The following is a 21155-nucleotide window of genomic DNA, read 5'->3' as shown; positions in this document are numbered from 1 at the left end:
CTGTATCTCGTTATTTGGTTAGTGCGATAATCGCATCTGCGACAACGCGATCCGCGTCTAACTTAGCCGCTCCCCTTGCTAGGATAGCCATCTGTTGCAATTTGCTGCGATCCAACGACAGGATCTCATCGGTTAGCTTCTCGACGGTTAGCTCAGGTTGCTCAATCATTTTTGCAGCGCCGCACTCAACCAAATGGTCAGCATTCAACGCTTGCTGTCTGTCTTTGTGCATAAATGGAATAAAGATAGCACCAACACCCGCAGCTGATACTTCTGAAACGGTCAAGGCGCCAGAGCGACACACGAGTAGATCCGCCCACTCATACGCAGCAGCCACATCATCGATAAACTCCGTACTCTCTGCTTGAGTTACTTGGTTTGCCTGATACGCCTCAGCCACTTCTTGTTGGCTATTTTTACCCGCTTGATGACGAACTTGATAACCGTCACCGAGCTTTGCCATCACCTGTGGCATTGTTTGGTTAAGGATACGTGCGCCTTGGCTGCCACCCATGACTAAGATGCGAATTGGACCTTGGCGATCTTGCATACGCTCTTGTGGTGCCGGCAACGCTACTACATCTTCTCGCACTGGGTTACCAACAACTTGTGCGGTTGGAAATGCACCCGGAAATGCTTGAAAAACTTTTTTCGCAATTTTCGCCAGCCATTGGTTGGTTAACCCTGCCACAGCATTCTGTTCATGCAGCACCACTGGAATGCCGAGTAACCATGCCGCCACTCCGCCAGGCCCGCTCACATACCCACCCATGCCAAGTACCGCATCCGGGCGCCATGCTTTCATGTGCGCGCGAGCTTGAAAAATCGCATTGATAATTTGGAAAGGCGCAGCTAACAAACGCGTGATCCCTTGTCCACGCAAGCCTTTCACTTTAATAAAGTCAATCTCAATGCCATGCTTAGGCACTAGGTCGGCTTCCATTCGGTCAGCGGTGCCTAACCAACGGATCTCCCAACCCTGCTGTTGAAGTTTTTTTGCAACCGCTAGCCCCGGGAACACATGTCCTCCCGTACCACCAGCCATTACCATTAATCGTTTTTTATTGCTCATCTTCTGTGTTCTTTTCTAGTTGTTGTGCTTTAAGACGGCACTCATGGTCGATACGTAATAAAATAGATACGGCAACCGACATAACAATCAAACTCGAGCCACCATAACTGATCAATGGTAGCGTTAGACCTTTAGTCGGCACGATACCCGCTGCCGCACCAACGTTGACTAAGGTTTGGAAAGCGAACCAAATGCCAATACCAAATGACAAATAGCCACCAAAAAACTCTTCAATTTCAAATGCTCTGCGACCAATAAATATCGCTTTAAGCACTAAACTAAAGATCAACATCAAAACCAATACCACACCAACAAAACCTAACTCTTCCGCAAGTACCGCGAAAACAAAGTCAGTGTGGGCTTCAGGTAAGTAAGCCAGCTTTTGGATCGAGTTTCCGAGCCCTTGACCAAACCACTCTCCGCGACCAAATGCCATCAAAGATTGAGTGAGCTGATAGCCGTCACCAAACGGGTTTTCCCAAGGGTCTAAGAAGGACGTCATGCGTCGCATACGGTAAGGCTCAAAAACGATCAGTGCAATTACGATCGCGATTCCAACCACCATAAGAGCAATAAACTGAGTCAGCTTTGCCCCAGCGATAAACAACATGCCAAATAAGGTCACCAGCATTACGATCACCGTACCTAAGTCCGGCTGTGCCAGCAATAGCAGTGCGAGTGTTCCGAACACTATGATCGGTTTGATGAAGCCACCTTTAAAGGTTGCACGCACTTCCTCTTGCTTGCGCACTAAATAGCCAGCCATAAAAATAAACAACGACAGCTTGGCGACTTCTGCCGGCTGTAAGTTAAACAGACCGAGTGGTATCCAGCGAGATGCACCATTTACCGACTTGCCAGCAACCAAAACCACAAACAGTAAGAATATCGAGGCAATGAGAAGAATATAACCGTACTTAAACCAATGTTTCATCTGCACTTGTAAGATGACCGTCGAAGCCATCAATGCAAGAATAATGAAAACTGCATGACGAAACATAAAGTGGAAAGGACCATCGGTCAGACGATAGCTGATAGGAAATGAAGCGGAGGTCACCATCACCAAGCCTGTTAACATCAGCCCGAGCGAAATCCACACTAATTGACGGTCAAAGAGTGCTTCAGGTGCTGGTCGAGTAAACCACTGTTTAAAACTGGCGACGTGTTCTCGCAACGGCATGTAGTTATTTATCTCTTTTTCTAGCTAAGCTCTTATCCATAAGCTGTAACGAGCGCGGCAAAGTAATTTGAACAAGCAATAGCCATTGCTTAATCAAGCCGCGCACTCGATGTAAATTAAGCGTACTGTTTTGCTAAACTCGCAAAAAAATCACCACGCGCCATAAAGTTATTAAACTGATCAAAGCTTGCACAAGCTGGAGAGAGTAAAACCATATCCCCTGACTGCAACTGAGGCTTACTCCATTCAACAATCTCTTGCATGGTTTCAAAGCGCTTTGCTGACGGATGCAGTGGCATAAACTTATCACCATCTGCGCCAAAACAGCACAGCTGTACGTTAAGACGCGCTAAAGCCGGGGCTAACTCACTAAAATCGGCACCTTTTCCTTCGCCCCCTACCAACAGATAGAGTTTTCCAGCCAAGTTTAAGCCAGACAACGCGGCTAAGGTACTCGCCACATTGGTCGCTTTAGAATCATTGACCCACTTAATACCTTGATTATCCGCAACAACTTGGCAGCGATGTGTCAGACCACGGTAAGATTTCATTGCCTCTAAGCCCGCTTTAACATCCACCCCAGCTTTGTATAGCAGCGCAATCACCACTAAAGCGTTAGCGACATTATGGCGTCCAACTAAGCTCAATGACTCAACGGCAAGGATCGGTTGACCATCGAAGGTGAGGTACTCGCGACCATCTGTGTGAGTAACACACGCGTCGGCATCAGTGTCCACAGAGAACGTAACCAAGTTTTTGCTGACATCTGGATAAGTTGCAGTATCGTCAGCATTCACAATACAAGCTTGAGCGTGGTCAAAAATACGCAGCTTAGCCTGGCGGTAATCAGCCATACCTTGGTAGCGATCCATATGGTCTTCAGACAAGTTCAAAAACGCGGCTGCAACGAGTTCAAGGCTCGACGTAGTTTCGAGTTGAAAGCTCGATAACTCAAGCACATAGAGATCTGCATCTTGCTCGAGTAGGTCGAGTGCTGGCACACCAATGTTACCACCTACGCCCACTTGCAAGCCTGCGGCTTTTGCCACCACGCCAGTGAGGTCCGTCACGGTGCTTTTGCCGTTTGAACCCGTAATCGCAACTACAGGCTTAGTCACATGCCAAGCAAACAGTTCGATATCACCAACGACTGGGATATTGGCTGCGAGCACTTGCTGAATTTCAGGCGTTGCTAACGCGATACCAGGGTTAGTGACGACAAGATCCGCTTCTAGAAGCCAATCTAAGCGCCAACCACCCGCATGCAATTCCACATCCGCTGGCAATTCTTCTTTGCCTGGAGGGTTGTCTCGCGTATCAATGACTTTGACCTGCAAACTCGCAGGTAAGCGCATCAAATGTTTTACAACAGAGAGCCCGGTGATACCGAGCCCTACTACCACAACTTTTTCAATACCTTGCCAGCGCTGCATGGTCATGGTGTTTATTCCTTAACGTACTTTCAGTGTTGCAAGACCAATAAGAACTAGCACAATTGAGATGATCCAGAAACGTACAATGACGCGTGGCTCTGGCCAACCTTTCAATTCATAGTGGTGGTGGATTGGCGCCATACGGAAAATACGCTGACCACGAAGCTTATAAGAGCCAACTTGCAAAATAACCGATAGTGTTTCCATTACGAACACACCACCCATAATCACCAACACAAACTCTTGGCGCACCAATACCGCGATCGTACCTAATGCACCGCCAAGAGCGAGTGAGCCGACATCGCCCATAAAGACTTGTGCTGGATAAGTGTTAAACCATAGGAAACCAAGACCTGCCCCAACAATTGCCGTACATACAACCACAAGCTCTGAAGCGTAAGGCACGTGCGGGATATGCAAGTAATTAGCAAACTGAACGTTACCAGTCGCCCATGCAATCGCGGCGAAACCTGCTGCAACCAACACGGTTGGCATGATCGCTAGACCATCAAGACCGTCAGTTAAGTTCACCGCATTACTGGTACCGACAATCACAAAGTAAGTCAGTACGATGTACAGTAGACCAAGCTGTGGCATTACGTCTTTAAAGAACGGAACCACAAGTTGAGTTGCACTCGTATCATGACCATGAGCGTATAGAGCAAATGCGACAATCAGAGCGATCACCGACTGCCAAAAGTATTTCCAGCGTGCAATCAAACCGTCGGTGTTCTTGCGTACAACTTTGCGGTAATCATCGACGAAACCAACCGCACCATAGCCACCTAGGACAAAAATCACCGCCCAAACATAAGGGTTACTCAGATCAGCCCAAAGCAAAACGGTGGTAATAATAGCCGCAAGGATCATCACCCCACCCATGGTTGGTGTACCACGTTTGCTGAAGTGAGACTCAGGACCTTCGTTACGCACTACCTGACCGATTTGCAGCATCTGCAAACGGCGGATCATGTGCGGCCCCATCCACAATGAAAGACCTAATGCCGTCAGTACACTGACAATCGCGCGAAACGATAGGTATTCAAATAAGCGGAAGAATGAAAAATATGGCTGTAGCAGCTCTGCAAGCCAAATAATCATGAGTAGATCTCCTTCAACGCAGTTGCGACTTTACTCATTCCAGCACTGTTCGCGCCTTTAACTAATAAAGTGTGAGGGCCCGTATGATTTGGCAACTGCTGTACAATAAATTCAATCATGCGGTCATGTGAGTCGAAGTGTTTACCCTGACAAACCTCACTGATCGCTTTTGCGTCAGCGCCATAAGTCAGCACTTGCTCGAAATTAAATGGGGCTGCATGTTCCCCGACTTGACGGTGAAGTTCAAGACTTTCGTCACCTAACTCTGCCATATTCCCCAAAATAAGCCAGCGAGTGCCGCTAAATCCAGCTAAAAGATCCGCAGCCGCTTTCATAGCAGGAACACTGGCATTGTAACTGTCATCAATCAGTTTGAGGTTATCGCTTAATGCGACAACTTCCACTCGACCTTTCACTTTTGCTAAGTGCGCCAAACCAGAAGCGATCATTGTTAAATCTGCCCCAAGCTCAATGGCTAATGCGGCGGCAGCTAATGCGTTTGCCACATTGTGTTGTCCAATAATACCTAACTGAACATTAACGCTACCGAGCGGAGTATGCATAATAAAGTGAGCTTCACCTTCAGCGTTTAACCCCACATTATCAGCAAAAAAGTCCGCACTCGCATCTTGAGTCGAGAATGTTTTAACTTGCTTATCCGCTAATGCCGCTTGCCAGAACTCACCGCCATGGCTTTCAAGGTTCACGATTGCGACACCACCAGCTTTCAAACCTTGGTAGATTTCCCCTTTGGCTTGTTTCACACCATCGATCGAACCAAAACCTTCTAAGTGCGCCGCGGCAACATTGTTCACCAGCGCCACATCCGGCTGGACTAATGCTGATGTATAAGCAATTTCGCCGATATGGTTGGCACCCAACTCAATCACGGCATAGTCATCCTTTGGTGTCGAGCGCAGTAGAGTCAACGGTACGCCGATATCATTGTTAAAGTTACCCGCAGTAAATAAAACCTGACCGCTTTGCGCCATAATGCTGGCCGTCATCTCTTTCACCGTGGTTTTACCGCAACTACCGGTGATCGCAACGGTTGGCGTCGCACATTGTTGGTGAACATAAGCCCCCAACTGACCAAGTGCCACTTTACTATCCGCTACAACGAGCTGCGGCACTGCGAGCTCTAAAGGACGAGAAACCAATAATGCCGATGCGCCTGCTTCAACCGCTTGCTGCACAAAATCGTGAGCATCAAAACGCTCGCCTACGAGCGCAACAAACAGCGCACCAGATTCAATGTTGCGCGTATCGGTTGAAACTTGAATGATTGAGCAATCGTCGCCAATTAACTCGGCATTCAATACGCCAGCCAGTTGGCTTAAAGTGAGTGAAATCATGATGTAAGTCCTAATAGTTGCTGCGCTGACTCACGATCGGAATAATGAATCGTTTCATTGGCGAGCACTTGGTAATCTTCATGACCTTTGCCGGCAAGCAAAATGATATCTTGCTCATTTGCATGCTCAATAGCATGAAGCAACGCTTTAAAACGATCATGCTGCACAATGGCTTTGTCAGGATGAGTCATCCCTACCAACATATCTTGAACGATCTCAGCTGGGTTTTCGCTACGAGGGTTATCATCGGAAATAATGACATGATCAGCCAAACGCTCGCCGATTTCTGCCATCATAGGGCGCTTACCTTTATCGCGGTCGCCACCACAACCAAAAATCGCCCACAAGTGACCATGGCAATGAACTCGCAGTGCGCATAATGCTTTTTCTAAAGCATCGGGGGTGTGAGCATAATCAACCACAACTTTGGCTTTTCCTTGATGAGCAAACAACTCCATACGACCCAACACTGGCACCAACTGTGGCGCCATTTCAAGTAGTAAGTGTTTATCAATACCAAGCGCTAACAAGGTGGTAAGTGCCAGCAACACATTGGAAGCGTTAAATTCACCAATCAGTGGAGCATGGAGCTGACCTGCACCAAACTTGCCATCAAATGCAATCTCGATACCTTGCTCAGAATAAGTGACCGATGTTGCCCAAACCGCATTGGCATCTGTCTGCGGATAGAGTGAAACCGCAATGGCATCTTCCAAGCGTTCGCACCACTGCGCGCCCACTTTATCATCAATATTGATGATCGCTCGCTGGCAGAGATGTTGGCTAAATAGGCTAAACTTCGCTTCGGCGTACTCTTCCATTGTGCCGTGATAATCTAAGTGGTCACGGCTAAGGTTCGTGAATACACCAGCGGCAAAAGGCAAAGCGCGCACGCGACCTTGAACTAAACCATGCGATGAGACCTCAAGCGCCGTATATTGAGCCCCTTGTTCAGCAAGTTGCGCGATAGTACGTTGCACATCAACCGCGTTGCCTGTGGTGTTGGCTGCTGGCTGAAGATCTGCAAGGAACCCATTACCTGTGGTCCCCATCACTGCCGCTCGATAATCGACCAGTTCAAGCCACTGTGCGATAAGTTGCGTGATGGTCGTTTTACCATTGGTGCCTGTTACCGCAATCAATTGATTATCATGCTTGGCGTATAAGCGACCCGCAAGTTGAGATAGGATCTCAGCCAAGTCATTGATGTATATAATCGCGATTTCGCCTTGATACTCTATCAGCCCATGCTGTTTTGTATCACATGCCTGAGCGATAACGGCATTGGCACCCTTGCTAATCGCAGAATCAATAAATTGTCGACCATCAACAGCATGACCTTTAATCGCAACAAAAGTCACGCCAGTTTCAACTTGGCGGCTATCTAACTCTAGCTGACTCACTGTGGTTGCAGCGAGAGTTTGCGGCACGGTAAACCATGGCGCGAGTAATTCTTTTAACGTGAGGCATAAAGACATTTAGAAGGTCTCACTCTATTCCTGCTTAAATTTATTTTCGTCCGGTGCGATATTAAGGATCTGCAATGTCCCTTTCATAATCTCAGAGAACACGGGACCCGCTACAGAACCACCATAGTAGTTATCACCTTGCGGCTCATTGACAATCACCACTAGCGCAACACGCGGATCACTGGCTGGCGCCACTCCTGCGGTATAGGCAAAGTATTCATCACCATAACCACCGGCGACCGCTTTACGCGATGTCCCCGTTTTCGCTGCAATACGATACCCAGGAACGGCAGCTTTGGTTGCGGTACCACCCGGTTGAGTCACCGTTTCCAACATATCCAGAACCATACGGGCATGTTTTTTATCGATCACTTGGCGTGAGAAATCTTGCTCATTGTTCTCAATAATATGCACTGGTTGGTACTCACCAAGGTTACCCAATGTTGCGTAAGCGTGAGCAAGTTGCAGCGGCGTAATAGTTAAACCATAGCCAAACGACAAGGTGGCAATTTCAAATTGAGACCAACGGCGGCGATTAGGAAAAATACCGTCTGTTTCACCGACTAAGTTCAATCCTGAGCGAGAACCAAACCCAACCGAACTATACATACCCAGTAAGGCTTCAAGCGGCATTTTCAGCGCTAGTTTTGCCACACCGATGTTACTTGATTTCTTCAAGATAGTGGTTAGGTCAGCTTTACCTACTTTAGAGGTATCACGCACGCGGCTACCACCAATCTGCATAATGCCGTTGCCGGTATCAATCACTGTGGTTTCATCTGCCACACCATTTTCTAATGCAGCTAATACGACGAATGGCTTAACCGTTGAGCCCGGTTCAAACGCATCGGTGATCACTCGGTTACGCATTTTCGCCGATTGCAAATCAGAGCGATTATTCGGGTTATAAGATGGCGCATTCACCATCGCTAACACGGCGCCAGTTTTCACGTCCAGCACCACCGCTGAACCTGACGTAGCGCGATAATCCGCTACCGCTTGTTTAATGGCGCGATACGCAATCGCCTGAAGGCGCTGATCGATAGTAAGTGTTAACGGCTTACCCTCTTCTCGATCTTCAAGGGCAATATTTTCGACCACTCGACCATAACGGTCTTTGCGGATAATACGCTTGCCTGCTTCCCCTGTGAGCCACTTGTCATAACTGCGTTCAACGCCTTCTAGACCATGACCATCAATCCCTGTCACACCAACAAGGTGCGCACTCACTTCACCGGCAGGATAATAGCGACGAGACTCTTTCTTAAGACCGATACCCGCAAGCTTTAATTCACGAATATAGTTCGCCATCGCAGGACTAACTTGACGCTGTAGATAGATAAAACGGCGAGTCTTATTCTTTTTGATCTTCTCAATCATTTCTTGACGATCAAGACCAAGCACATCCGCAAGCGCGTGCCAGCGGTCAATATCTTGTGGCCATTCGCTTTGCTGTGCTTGTTCATCATCATCTTTCTTAAAGATGGTCACCGGATCGGCCCATACTGCCTCAACGGGCACACTCACCGCCAAAGGCTCACCATTACGGTCAGAAATAATACCACGCGCAGAATAGAGCGTTTGAGCTCGAATCGAACGCATATCACCTTGTTTGATTAGATTATCCGGTTCGATAATTTGGATATAGCCGATTCGCGCGACGAGCGCAGCAAAGATAAGAAATACGAAGAATAGAACGAGATTAAAGCGCCAACGAATCAGTTGTGGCGCTTCAACAGTAGTTGGTTGGGTCGCAGGTTCGACCTTTTTTTTGGAACTCATGGTAAATCAATCACCACTTCTTTATCTGAATCAGGTCGCTTCATGTCCAAGTCTTGTTTCGCCACCGCTTGCACGCGACTATGCTCTGCTAATGCCGTTTCTTCTAGCAAAAGGTTTCGCCACTCATCATCAAGACGTTCACGCTCCTTCAATGCTTGGTCTTTCTCAGAAATAGCAGCGCGCGTATGGTGGGTAGTAAAAACCACAGCCATTGCACTTGCAAAAATAAGCAATAACATCGCTAATGGAATGCGACCGACGGTGATCAGGTCAAGACCAATCAACTTTGCAAGATTCGGTGTGGTTTTCTTCATAGCAAATTAAAGCTTTTCTGCAATGCGCAATACTGAACTGCGTGAACGCGCGTTCACTTCAATTTCCTGCTTGCTTGGCTTAATGGCTTTGCCGACCGCTTTTAGGTTAGCACTGCCTAACGCTTTAATTTGTTCTTCCGTCAAAGGAATACCGTGTGGTACTTCCGGACCTTTACTCTCTTTACGAATAAAGCGTTTAACCATGCGGTCTTCCAGTGAGTGGAAGCTAATCACTGATAAGCGACCTTCTGGCGCAAGAATGCTTGCTGCGCCTTTCAACGCAGTATCGATCTCTTCTAGCTCACTGTTGATGTAAATACGGAATGCTTGGAATGCACGCGTTGCTGGGTGCTTCTTCTCTTTGAAGCTTTTTGGTGCCGCTTCAGAAATAAGCTTAGCTAACTGACCAGTGCGCGTTAGTGGCTCATTCTCTTCGTTTTCACGGTAAGCAACGATCGCTTTGGCAATGCGACGAGCATGCTTATCTTCACCGAACTCACGGATAACCCAAGTGATATCGTCCAGATCCGCTTCCATCAACCATTGCGACACAGGAATCCCTGATGTAGGGTCCATACGCATGTCCAATGGACCATCTTTCATGAAGCTAAAACCGCGCTCAGCATCGTCAAGTTGTGGTGACGATACGCCTAAGTCAAACAGCACACCGTCGACCTTACCCACTAAATCATACTGCTGTGCGTAAGTTGCAATGCCCGAGAATGGACCGTGAACAATCGTAAAACGTGGATCATCAATCTTCTTTGCTTCTTCAATGGCTTGAGGGTCGCGGTCAATACTAAACAAGCGACCATTCTCACCCAGTTTAGATAAGATAGTGCGGCTGTGTCCGCCACGACCAAACGTACCATCGATGTAAGTGCCATCTGGCTTAATTGCCAACCCATCAATGGATTCATTTAGTAATACAGATATGTGTTTGAATGCTTCTGTCATAGTTATCTCATCTAGCTAGCGTAGTAATACGTGCTCACTCTCAGTGTACTGATTTCATCACTTAACGCCACCTTGATAGGGAGGCTTCACGTGATATTGCGCTAAGTTTATTGCTTACAAAATAAATTTCGTCAATAAAAAGCAAAAAACCCATTATAACGAATGCGTCACAATGGGTCTCGAAAATGTATCGTGGTGGAATATTGCTGTCACAGGCAAGCTCTCGCAATCGACAAGTCAGCTTAACCACTAGTGCAACCACCTCTTTTCAAGCGGCACGGAGATTAGCATACCTAAGAGTGCTGGGTAAACGCTCACTACCGTTAAACCCAAAACAAACTTGAGACATCGGTAAAAACCATTGCGTGAAAACTAAAAATCGTAAAAAAAAGCCGCCATTATAGACGGCTCAAGCAACACAACACTCATAGTTTGCTGACCAATTGAGCGTTGCTTGATAAGCATGAACGGGGGACGCTCACGCTCTCTTCGCTAACTACAGCGTAGTCTACGTAGTTCCTTAATACCAATTTATAACTAGCACTTTGGTTTATAAAACTTAGCGTTTAGTTATAAGTCTGCAAAATTAAAGCGTCGAATAAAGACGGTAATACCACCAGATAAGCGCCAATGCATGGATGGGCACTTAAATAATGTAACGAATGCGATGTGGAATTTTTGTGAGAGGCAGAAATTTTCTCGTCCCAAGATCACAAAGACCCCGCATAAATGCGAGGTCTTGTGAATCCAAAGGATTGGAGCCGACATATAAGCCGGGTTCTGTTCCGCTTGCGCGGCGGTAGCCATTCGTCTAGGCCAGCAATCGCTCACTGGCTCGAGCAACCTACCCGCCTCCTTACGCGAGCAACGCAATGTGGAGGCCTATTTGGTCTTGCTCCGGGTGGAGTTTACCCTGCAACGAACTGTTGCCAGTCGTCCGGTGCGCTCTTACCGCACCCTTTCACCCTTACCTGATCCCTTGCGGGCCATCGGCGGTCTTCTCTCTGCTGCACTTGTCGTAGGCTTGCGCCCCCCAGGCGTTACCTGGCACCCTGCTCTATGGAGCCCGGACTTTCCTCCCCTTTGTCAGTCTCCCGAAGGACGTCAACGTCAGTTTCCCAAAGGACCTCAACGTCAGTCTCCCGAAGGACATCAACAAAGCAGCGACTACCCAGTCAACTCCGAGGGCGGATTGTATAGAGTTAGGCGCACCCTGTCTAGCAAGATCACAAATATGGTGCAATGAACGGTTTAAGTGATTAGAAAGTGGGCGATGCGGGATGCGGGATGCGGGATGCGGGATGCGGGATGCGGGATGCGGGATATTTTGTTTTTTAGAGAACGAGTTGAGTCAATGGTTTTTAGTAATCAAGACTGAACATCAAACCTTACGCCCCTCAAGAGCGAGGAACGAGCGAGTTGGGGATCTCGCTTTCACACAACAAAACAAGATTCCCTACTCGCGCTAACGCGCTCTATGGAATGACAAATCTTAGACTAGCGCGTACTAATGCAACGCACTTTACTACGTCGGGAAGCAAAACGTTCCGTAGGACGAAGTCCGTTCCCACCTCCCGAAGCGCAGCGTTCCTATTACCTTAATCCAGATTCTCCAAACCCCACTTGTAGAGTGCGTTCTTTTTCAGATTGTAAATTTCTGCTGCCAGTGCTGCGGCTTTTTTCAATGGCAACTCTTTAGTCAAAATCGCCAGTGTACGTAACGCTTCATCTGGCAATGTGTTGTCAGCCACTTCACGGTGACCATGTACCAGCAGTACCATTTCGCCACGCTGCTGGTTTTCATCAGCTTTAACCCATTCAACCAACTCACCCAGCGGCAAACCTTGGAAGGTTTCAAACGTTTTGGTGAGCTCACGCGCCAACACGACTTCACGCTCAGGACCGAGGATATCCAACATATCATCAAGTGAGTCTAAAATACGATGTGGCGACTCATAGAAGATACAAGTGCGCTCAACTTTCGCGATTTCTAGCAACTTATCTTTTCTTGCTTTACTCTTTGGTGGTAAAAAGCCTTCGAAGCTAAAGCGATCAGAAGGCAAGCCAGATGCACTTAACGCTGTGATAACAGCACAAGCACCCGGCAGAGGTACAACTTTTACGCCCGCTTGACGACATTGCGACACAAGATGGTAACCTGGGTCACTGATAAGTGGTGTTCCCGCATCAGAAACTAACGCGATAGATTGACCCGATAATAATTTTTCCACCAAAACTTGTGCTTTTTGCTGCTCATTATGGTCATGCAATGGGAAAGTTTTGGTCGAAATATTAAAGTGAGCTAGTAACTTACCGGTATGACGGGTATCTTCTGCTGCAATAAGATCTACACTATTTAGGACTTCAATCGCACGTTGGGTGATATCACCTAAATTACCAATTGGAGTCGGTACAATGTAGAGAGTTGGGATCTGTGCAGGTAAGGTTTTATTATCTGTCATTTGTTTAGCATCACTTCAACGATTAATATAGACACAATCTTATACGGAATTTACAAAGAACTCATGGCCAAGAATAACCACAAGCGATTAAGTGTACCACGCTTACTCACTCCTGTAGCCCTCGCGGTCGTTTTAGCGGCGTGTTCGTCTACTTCATCGACATCTCGAGGCGTCGATATCACAAGTGATCCGACTCGTTCTGTCACTGACTATTTGATCCAAGCAGACAGTAGCCAAGGTAGTTTGCAAAGTGATTGGTTAATCATGGCGCTGAAAGCAGCCGTTGAAGCGAACGATACAAATCAAGCTAACCTGCTTATCGCACGTCTCTCACGCCAACCGCTGACCGATATGCAACAAGCAGAGTGGCAGTTGGCTCGTGCACAAATGCTTTATAACAACCAACAGTTTGTTCAAGCTGGTGAATTACTTAATTTCCGTCCAACTTGGCGCTTAGCCAATGAGCAATGGCAAGAATATTACCAATTGCGCGCCGACATTTTTGCCAAACAGCAAAACTACTTCGCTGCAGCACGTGAGCAGTCTTTGCTAACTGAGTTTGAAAGCAAGTCGCAACAGAGCTATCTTGCACAAAGCATTTGGGAAAACCTCACGCAATACTCAGCGCAAGAATTAAACCAATTTACTGTCAATCCAAATGAGACGGTATTTGCAGGTTGGGTACAACTAGCGACTTATAATGCCACTCTCGCAGGCAATATTACTCAGCTGAAAAGTAGCATTGAACAATGGCTCGTGGATAACCCAAACCATCCAGCAGCACTATACACACCAGAAGCGATTGAAAACATTCTCTCGCTAGAAATCACCAAACCTGTTAATACGGCACTACTATTACCGCTATCTGGTAAGTTTGCTAAACAAGCTCAACTGATCCGCGATGGCTTCATTCTACAGATGATGAACGACGAGCAGCGCGATCCAAACGCCACGCTAACGGTGATTGATACTAACGTTAATGATCCGGCAAGCCTGCAGCAAACCTTCATCGACAAAAACATCGATTTTGTTGTTGGTCCACTGGTGAAGAGTAACATTGCCGCACTGCAACAAGCGCAGACCGCAACAGGCGCGCCACTACCAATGCTCGCGCTTAATATTCCTGATGATATTCAGTCAGGTAGCAACGTATGTTACCTAGCACTATCGCCAGAGCAAGAAGTGGCGCAAGCGGCGAAACATTTATATCAACAAGGCTACCGTTACCCACTGATCTTAGCACCGAAAGGTCGCTTAGGTCAGCGAGTGGTTGAAGCATTTGATCAAGAGTGGGATAAATACAGCACCAATAAAGTTGCGGTAAACCTATTCACAGACAAGCGCCAACTTCAGCGCAGCATTAACACAGCGTTCGGCTTACAAGAGAGTCAGCAGCACATCGCACAAATGGAATCACTGTTAGGCATGCAGTTGGAAAGCCAACCTCGTAGCCGTCGTGATATTGATGCGGTTTATATTGTTGCAGGTAGCAGTGAACTAACGCTGATCAAACCGTTTATTGAAGTGGCAATCAACCCAGACACCAATCCACCAAAACTGTTCTCAAACTCACGCAGTAACAGTGGTCGTCAGCAATATGAAGATCTGACCGGTGTTATGTACAGCGACATTCCATTGCTGATTCAGCCAAACAGTGCCATTGAAGCACAAATGAATCAAATGTGGCCGAAAGGGTCAAACGCAGAGAAACGCCTACAAGCACTGGGGATGGATGCCTACCTACTGATGGAACAGTTACCACAAATGAAAGTCGTTCAAGGTGCGACGGTCAACGGTAATACGGGCGTGCTTAGCATCGACAGTAACTGTGTTGTACAGCGAGAGATTAGCTGGGCAGAGCATGGCACTGCTGAGCAAGCTGAATAAAGGGCTGTTCTTTGAATCACAAGCGGAGAAACACCTTTCCGCTTGTGGTTTGACACTGATCGCGCGTAACTTCCGCATCAAAGGTGGTGAACTCGACCTTATCATGCAAGATAACGACTGCATTGTTTTTGTCGAAGTGCGCTATCGTAAAAATCAACATTTTGGACATGCTGCCGAGACAGTGACTTACGCTAAACAGCAACGACTGTTGAAAGCGGCCAACTTATGGCTGCTTAAACAAGGCTTGTCTATTCACACAACTCATATTCGTTTTGACTTAGTCGCTATTCATCACAATGGTGAACAAGTAGAATGGATAAAAAACGCAATCACGCAAGGATAACTGATGCTCGATAGCATTAAAGAGAGCTTCACAGAAAGCATTCAAATTCAAATTGCAGCGGCAGAAGCACTACCAGATGCCATTACTCATGCTGCTCAAGCGATGGTTTCTAGCCTACTGAATGGCAACAAGATTCTCTGCTGTGGTAACGGCGGCTCGTCTTCCAATGCACAACAGTTTGTTTCTTGTCTACTCAACCGTTTTGAGACTGAACGCCCTAGCCTACCAGCGATGGCGCTAACCTCTGACAACACGACGTTAACCGCAGTAGCCAATGACTACCACTACGAGCAAATCTTCTCGAAACAAGTGCGTGCATTTGGCCAACCAGGCGATATCTTACTGGCGATATCTACCAGTGGTAATAGCAAAAACATCATCAAGGCGATGGAAGCGGCAGTAACCCGTGACATGACCATTATTGCACTTACCGGCAAAGATGGTGGTGAAATGGCAGGGCTGTTGGGTGAGCATGATGTGGAAATTCGTATTCCATCTCACAGAACGGCAAGAATTCACGAGGTCCATATGGTGACCTTACACTGCTTATGTGATTTGATAGACCAAGTTCTATTCCCAGCTCACGAAGAGTAATGAGATGAAGTTTGTAAAAGCCCTATTTGTTAGCCTAGTTTTACTCTCTAGCACCGGATGTGCAGGTTTGTTCGTCGCCGGCGCTGCTACCACAGTCAACTTAGTCACCGACACGCGCACCACCAAAGAGATTTGGAACGACAGCAATATAGAGCTTGAAGTTGCCGGTCTGACGAACAAGGCCCCTTATAAAGGCGCGGTTCGCATCAGTGCCAGCTCTTACAAAGGTATTGTTGTTTTGATGGGGCAAGCGAGTAACGAGCAGCTGCTGAATGAATTTGAACAGCAAGCGCGTCAAGTGTCAGGCGTGACGCAAATTCATAATCAAGTTCGTATCAAACAGCCACTGTCCATTGGTGAGATCAGCCACGATAGCTGGATTACGACCAAAGTGAAGTCGGCGATTGTGACTGACAAAGAATTAGCTTCAGTGAAAATTAAAGTGATTACAGAAGATAGAGAAGTGTTCTTGCTGGGTTACGTTTCTCACGCGCATGCCGATCAAGCGGCTGAGATCGCACGCAATGTCTCTGGTGTTAAACAGGTAATCAAAGCCTTCCAATACGGCGATTAATCCATTCCTATTGTTTTCGGCAACAAAAAAGCAGCGTGAATACGCTGCTTTTTTTATTCTACTTGCTACCTACGAGCAGTACTATTTAACTACACGTAGACTTGGACGACCTTTTGGTCGTGGTGGTTCATCATCAGGCGTAACAGAATCTTCAACCGATTCCTCCGCTAGTGATAAACCTGCGCTCTCTTCCACTTCTTCAATGAAGCCATCTTCAGTGTCGTCAAACACATCCATGTAAGCTTCTTCTGGGTCAAACATTGTACCCGCACCGTTTTCACGGGCGTAAATAGCTTGAACCGCATACAGAGGCACAATCACAACGTGTGGGCGACCGCTAAAGCGAGCGTTAAACGTGATTTCATCATCACCAAGTTGCAAATTACCAACTGCGCGTGGTGCCACGTTAAGAATGATTTGTCCATCTTGAACAAACTCTTGTGGTACACGCACACCCGGTAGCGTCGCCGCTACAACTAAGTGAGGCGTTAAATCATTGTCCACCAGCCACTCATAAAATGCGCGTAGCAAATATGGGCGGCGAGGTGTCATATTAGAAATATCCATTGCAGTGAAATTAACGAACTAGGCGCATTTCACGTTCAGCTTCAGTTAGTGAAGCTAGGAATGAATCACGTTCAAATACGCGGTTCATATACACTTTCAGCTCTTTAGAGCCAGGACCTACAAGCTCGATACCTAGTTGAGGTAAACGCCATAGTAGCGGAGCAAGGTAACAGTCGATTAGGCTGAACTCTTCGCTCATGAAGTATTCGAATTCTGCGAAAACTGGACCTAGAGTTAGTAGGTCGTTACGTAGTTTGTTACGCGCAGCATCTGATTCTTCAGCTGTACCATTTACCACTTTCTCTGCTAGTGAGTACCAGTTCTTTTCGATACGGTAGATCATTAGACGGCTGTTACCACGAGCAACTGGGTAAACAGGCATTAGAGGTGGATGAGGGAAACGCTCATCTAGGTACTCCATGATGATTTTTGAGTCATATAGAGCTAGCTCGCGATCAACCAGAGTTGGAACAGTTTTGTATGGGTTTAACTCAATCAATTCCGCAGGCAAGTTCGCTTCATCAACTAGCTCAACCTCAACGCTTACGCCCTTTTCAGCGAGAACAATACGCACCTGATGGCTATACATATCAGATGCACTTGAGAATAGAGTCATCACAGAACGTTTATTGGCAGCTACAGCCATGGAGCCCTCCAGCACACTTACAGAAATAAAAAACAATGGAGGCTAAGCCTCCATTGTAAACAGTCAAATATGGTAATTAGCACGACATGATAGCACAATTAATGCACATCACGCCAATACTCTTTCTTAAGCAACACTACCACAATCGTGAAGATCACTAAGAAGCCCATTACCCACCAACCTAAGGTGTGACGTTCAAGTTTCACCGGGTCGCCTGAATATTCAAGGAAGTTAACCAAATCACGAACAGCATCATCGTACTCTTCTGAGTTTAGCTCACCAGAACCATCTGTCTCGATACCAACCACGACTTGTACTTCTTCACCATCAACCACTTTCGTGCCCATAACCGGTGTAGGAATACCTTGTAGCTCTTCCAACACATGCGGCATACCAACACTTGGGAACACCACGTTATTCACGCCAAACGGACGAGAAGGATCTTCATAGAACGAACGTAAGTAAGTGTATAGCCAATCAGTACCACGAACGCGCGCCACTAGAGTGAGATCTGGAGCTGGACCACCAAACCACTTAGCGGCTTGCTTCTCTGGCATGGCATTTTCCATCAGATCACCCACTTTGGCATTCGGGTCAAAGATCAGGTTCTCTTTCATCAGCTCAACTGGAATGCCGATATCACGTGCAACGCGCTCGTAACGTTGATACTGCGCTGAGTGACAGCCAAAGCAGTAGTTCATAAATAGCTTAGCGCCATTTTGCAGTGATGCTTGATCACTCAGATCGTTATTGGCTTTATCTAACGGTACGTTTGCGCCCGCAGCCAGCGCCAGTGATGGCAACATGGCAAACAAAACTAAAATCCACTTTTTCATTTGAATGTCACCCTCTCTGGTAATGGTTTCGTCGCCTCATTCTTACTGTAGAAGTACAGTAGAACGAAGAACATGAAGTAACCTAAGCTAAAGATCTGCGCGAGTAGCGTGTATAGCGGTGTCGCTGGAAGCGCACCTAAGATACCCAACGCGATAAAGCTGATGGTGAACTGAATGATGTTGATTAAGTGGAACTTACTGCGGTAACGGTAAGAGCGAACTTTACAACGGTCTAGCCAAGGCAGAACAAATAGCACTGCAATTGACGCACCCATTGCAATAACACCAAGTAGTTTGTCTGGAACCGCACGCAAAATTGCGTAGAACGGAGTGAAGTACCAAACAGGAGCAATATGCTCTGGTGTTTTCAGTGGGTTAGCGGCTTCAAAGTTAGGTGGCTCAAGGAAGTAGCCGCCCATCTCTGGGTTAAAGAACAGCACATAGCAGAACAAGAATAGGAAGCCAGCGACACCCACCAAATCTTTCACCGTACCGTAAGGGTGGAACGGGATAGAATCGATGATGTCGTACTTCTTCGAGTAGTAATCATGGAACTTGAACTGCGTTTGGTAATCGTCGCCCATCGTGCCTTTTGGCAGTTTGGTCTCAATACCATCCGGGTTGTTTGAGCCCACTTCGTGCAGTGCCAACACGTGCAATACGATAAGTAGTAACAGTACGATTGGCAGCGCAATAACGTGAAGGGCAAAGAAACGGTTTAGCGTTGCACCTGAAATCACGTAGTCACCACGAATCCAAAGCGTTAGGTCATCGCCAATCACCGGAATCGCACCAAACAGCGAAATGATTACCTGTGCACCCCAGTATGACATTTGTCCCCAAGGCAGTAGGTAACCCATAAAGGCTTCAGCCATCAACACGAGGAAGATCAGCATACCAAACACCCACAGCAATTCACGTGGCTTTTGGTACGAGCCGTAAATCAAACCGCGGAACATGTGGAGGTAAACCACGACGAAGAATGCTGACGCGCCCGTTGAGTGCATATAACGCAGCAACCAACCGTATTCCACATCACGCATAATGTATTCAATCGAAGCAAACGCACCTTCACCAGAAGGAACGTAGTTCATGGTTAACCAGATCCCGGTTAGGATTTGGTTAACAAGCACCAACATTGCTAGTGAGCCGAATAAATACCAAAAGTTAAAGTTCTTTGGCATTGGATATTCAGAAAGGTGCTTCTTGTACGCATTCATTGCGGGTAAGCGTTTTTCTACCCAATCCAGTAGAGCTTGCATTATGCCTCCCCTTCTTCATCAACACCGATCATGATCCTGGTATCGCTTAAGTACATATGCTTAGGCACCACCAGGTTTAATGGTGCTGGTACGCCTGAGAATACGCGTCCAGCCATATCGAATTTTGAACCGTGACATGGGCAGAAGAAGCCCGACTTAACACCTTGAACCTGCTCGCTGAAACTGTCAGGCAAATAGGTAGGAGAACATCCAAGGTGAGTACAGATGCCCACGGCAACAAAGTATTCTGGTTTGATAGAACGGAAAGCATTCTGTGCGTAAGCAGGTTGCTGCTCTTCGCCAGATGCTGGGTCACGAAGTTGACCATCAAGTTCGTTTAAAGTATCCACAACTGTCTGTGCGCGGCGGACAACCCATACAGGTTTACCTCGCCATTCCACGCGCACCATCTGCCCCTCTTCCAGTTTGCTGACATCAACTTCAACTGGGGCACCTGCTGCTTTCGCTTTTTCACTTGGGTTCCAAGATTTAATAAAAGGCACGGCAACCGCTGCAGCTCCCAAACCACCAACAACGGCTGTTGTTGCGGTCAGAAAGCGTCTACGACCGTTATTTAAAGGCGCATTGCTCATCCAAACATTCTCCCATTTGCTCCTTATGGATTATTGTTATTCCTTACCAAGAGCATGGCTAACAAATTGAGTTTTGTTGTATTTATTTGAGCGCAAATGATAATTAAAACCCTACTTTTTGACAAGGTAAAGCTACTTTTTTGCAACATTTATGAATACAAACGCTAAAGTCGTCACAAAAGCAGAACATTGATGTGGGAAGTATTTTTGCAGATGAGATTGGGAAAAGATTTACTTGGCGCAGAAAAACAAAAAGCCTGGCATATAGCCAGGCTTTTGACGCCACATCCAGTAAAACTGGAAGCGAATCTTTGTAAAAAGATTAACGCTTAGAGAACTGTGGACGACGACGTGCTTTACGTAGACCAACTTTCTTACGTTCAACGCAACGAGCGTCACGAGTAACGTAACCAGCTGCACGTAGAGCAGGACGGAAAGACTCATCGTATTCCATTAGAGCGCGTGTGATACCGTGACGGATCGCACCAGCTTGACCAGAAATACCGCCACCTTTAACAGTAACGTATAGGTCTAGTTTCTCAGTTAGTTCAACTAGCTCTAGAGGTTGTTTAACAACCATGCGAGAAGTTGGACGACCGAAGTATTCATCAAGGCTACGCTTGTTGATTACGATGTTGCCGCTGCCTGGTTTGATGAAAACACGTGCAGCTGAGCTTTTGCGACGGCCAGTGCCGTAGTATTGATTCTCTGCCATTTTCGAAATCCCC

At 47.0% G+C, this 21155-nt stretch carries 20 protein-coding genes and 1 other RNA gene; 4 read left to right on the top strand and 17 right to left on the bottom strand.

The features are described 5' to 3' along the window. Window positions 1–10 precede the first annotated feature (10 nt). From murG to rsmI, 11 genes are all read right to left on the bottom strand, one after another. Window positions 11–1072 (bottom strand): undecaprenyldiphospho-muramoylpentapeptide beta-N-acetylglucosaminyltransferase, encoded by a 1062-nt coding sequence (gene murG / locus GZN30_RS01170; RefSeq protein ID WP_075649288.1) that lies wholly within the window; start codon window positions 1070–1072, stop codon window positions 11–13. Next, on the bottom strand, window positions 1062–2252 hold the full coding sequence (gene ftsW, locus GZN30_RS01165; protein ID WP_075649289.1) for a cell division protein FtsW: 1191 nt from the start codon (window positions 2250–2252) through the stop codon (window positions 1062–1064). Before ftsW ends, murG begins: the two co-directional genes overlap by 11 nt. A gap of 116 nt (window positions 2253–2368) precedes the next feature. Continuing rightward, entirely contained in the window at window positions 2369–3685 is a 1317-nt protein-coding gene (gene murD / locus GZN30_RS01160; RefSeq protein WP_075649438.1) for a UDP-N-acetylmuramoyl-L-alanine--D-glutamate ligase, read from the bottom strand. Window positions 3686–3703: 18 nt separating this feature from the next. Further along, a complete protein-coding gene (mraY, locus tag GZN30_RS01155; RefSeq protein WP_075649290.1) occupies window positions 3704–4786 on the bottom strand; it encodes a phospho-N-acetylmuramoyl-pentapeptide-transferase in 1083 nt (360 codons plus the stop codon). Then, entirely contained in the window at window positions 4783–6141 is a 1359-nt protein-coding gene (gene murF / locus GZN30_RS01150) for a UDP-N-acetylmuramoyl-tripeptide--D-alanyl-D-alanine ligase (protein WP_075649291.1), read from the bottom strand. The genes mraY and murF overlap by 4 nt, the downstream gene beginning before the upstream one ends. Next, window positions 6138–7619 carry a UDP-N-acetylmuramoyl-L-alanyl-D-glutamate--2,6-diaminopimelate ligase gene (gene murE / locus GZN30_RS01145; RefSeq protein WP_075649292.1) on the bottom strand — a complete coding sequence of 494 codons (1482 nt, stop codon included), beginning with the start codon at window positions 7617–7619 and terminating at the stop codon, window positions 6138–6140. Before murE ends, murF begins: the two co-directional genes overlap by 4 nt. A 15-nt stretch (window positions 7620–7634) precedes the next feature. Further along, window positions 7635–9392 (bottom strand): penicillin-binding transpeptidase domain-containing protein, encoded by a 1758-nt coding sequence (locus GZN30_RS01140; protein WP_075649293.1) that lies wholly within the window; start codon window positions 9390–9392, stop codon window positions 7635–7637. Beyond that, window positions 9389–9706, bottom strand: a complete 318-nt coding sequence (gene ftsL, locus GZN30_RS01135; RefSeq protein ID WP_075649294.1) for a cell division protein FtsL — start codon at window positions 9704–9706, stop codon at window positions 9389–9391. The genes GZN30_RS01140 and ftsL overlap by 4 nt, the downstream gene beginning before the upstream one ends. Before the next feature lie 6 nt (window positions 9707–9712). After that, entirely contained in the window at window positions 9713–10663 is a 951-nt protein-coding gene (rsmH, locus tag GZN30_RS01130; RefSeq protein WP_075649295.1) for a 16S rRNA (cytosine(1402)-N(4))-methyltransferase RsmH, read from the bottom strand. A gap of 753 nt (window positions 10664–11416) precedes the next feature. Then, window positions 11417–11846: RNase P RNA component class A (rnpB, locus tag GZN30_RS01125), an RNA gene on the bottom strand. Window positions 11847–12261: 415 nt separating this feature from the next. Beyond that, window positions 12262–13125, bottom strand: a complete 864-nt coding sequence (rsmI, locus tag GZN30_RS01120) for a 16S rRNA (cytidine(1402)-2'-O)-methyltransferase (RefSeq protein WP_075649296.1) — start codon at window positions 13123–13125, stop codon at window positions 12262–12264. Window positions 13126–13188: 63 nt separating this feature from the next. On the opposite strand from rsmI, the gene GZN30_RS01115 reads away from it, so the two are divergent. From GZN30_RS01115 to GZN30_RS01100, 4 genes are read left to right on the top strand one after another with little or no spacing between them, the layout of a single operon-like run. Beyond that, window positions 13189–15012, top strand: coding sequence for a penicillin-binding protein activator (locus tag GZN30_RS01115; protein ID WP_075649297.1), 1824 nt, complete (start codon window positions 13189–13191; stop codon window positions 15010–15012). Beyond that, window positions 14987–15355, top strand: a complete 369-nt coding sequence (locus tag GZN30_RS01110) for a YraN family protein (RefSeq protein WP_075649298.1) — start codon at window positions 14987–14989, stop codon at window positions 15353–15355. The genes GZN30_RS01115 and GZN30_RS01110 overlap by 26 nt, the downstream gene beginning before the upstream one ends. A 3-nt stretch (window positions 15356–15358) precedes the next feature. Further along, window positions 15359–15949, top strand: coding sequence for a phosphoheptose isomerase (locus tag GZN30_RS01105; protein ID WP_075649299.1), 591 nt, complete (start codon window positions 15359–15361; stop codon window positions 15947–15949). 4 nt (window positions 15950–15953) lie between these two features. Next, the gene (locus GZN30_RS01100) at window positions 15954–16523 is read left to right on the top strand and encodes a BON domain-containing protein (RefSeq protein WP_075649300.1); all 570 of its coding nucleotides are present in this window, start codon (window positions 15954–15956) and stop codon (window positions 16521–16523) included. Between the two features lie 81 nt (window positions 16524–16604). On the opposite strand, the gene sspB is transcribed toward GZN30_RS01100, so the two are convergent. The 6 genes from sspB to rpsI all read right to left on the bottom strand — a co-directional run bounded on the left by sspB (window position 16605) and on the right by rpsI (window position 21142). Beyond that, the gene (sspB, locus tag GZN30_RS01095; protein ID WP_075649301.1) at window positions 16605–17090 is read right to left on the bottom strand and encodes a ClpXP protease specificity-enhancing factor; all 486 of its coding nucleotides are present in this window, start codon (window positions 17088–17090) and stop codon (window positions 16605–16607) included. 10 nt (window positions 17091–17100) lie between these two features. After that, window positions 17101–17736 (bottom strand): stringent starvation protein SspA, encoded by a 636-nt coding sequence (gene sspA, locus GZN30_RS01090; RefSeq protein ID WP_075649302.1) that lies wholly within the window; start codon window positions 17734–17736, stop codon window positions 17101–17103. A 98-nt stretch (window positions 17737–17834) separates the two neighbouring features. Then, window positions 17835–18572 (bottom strand): cytochrome c1, encoded by a 738-nt coding sequence (locus GZN30_RS01085; protein WP_075649303.1) that lies wholly within the window; start codon window positions 18570–18572, stop codon window positions 17835–17837. Next, window positions 18569–19834: a cytochrome b gene (locus GZN30_RS01080; RefSeq protein ID WP_075649304.1), complete on the bottom strand. Its 1266-nt coding sequence runs from the start codon at window positions 19832–19834 to the stop codon at window positions 18569–18571. Before GZN30_RS01080 ends, GZN30_RS01085 begins: the two co-directional genes overlap by 4 nt. Further along, a complete protein-coding gene (petA, locus tag GZN30_RS01075; protein ID WP_075649305.1) occupies window positions 19834–20427 on the bottom strand; it encodes a ubiquinol-cytochrome c reductase iron-sulfur subunit in 594 nt (197 codons plus the stop codon). Before petA ends, GZN30_RS01080 begins: the two co-directional genes overlap by 1 nt. A 322-nt stretch (window positions 20428–20749) precedes the next feature. Further along, on the bottom strand, window positions 20750–21142 hold the full coding sequence (rpsI, locus tag GZN30_RS01070) for a 30S ribosomal protein S9 (protein ID WP_038866232.1): 393 nt from the start codon (window positions 21140–21142) through the stop codon (window positions 20750–20752). Window positions 21143–21155 lie beyond the last annotated feature (13 nt).

The sequence above is a fragment of the Vibrio ponticus genome (genome assembly GCF_009938225.1).
In the GTDB taxonomy this organism is placed as follows: Bacteria; Pseudomonadota; Gammaproteobacteria; order Enterobacterales; family Vibrionaceae; genus Vibrio; species Vibrio ponticus.
This window is presented reverse-complemented; position numbering and strand designations above follow the sequence as displayed.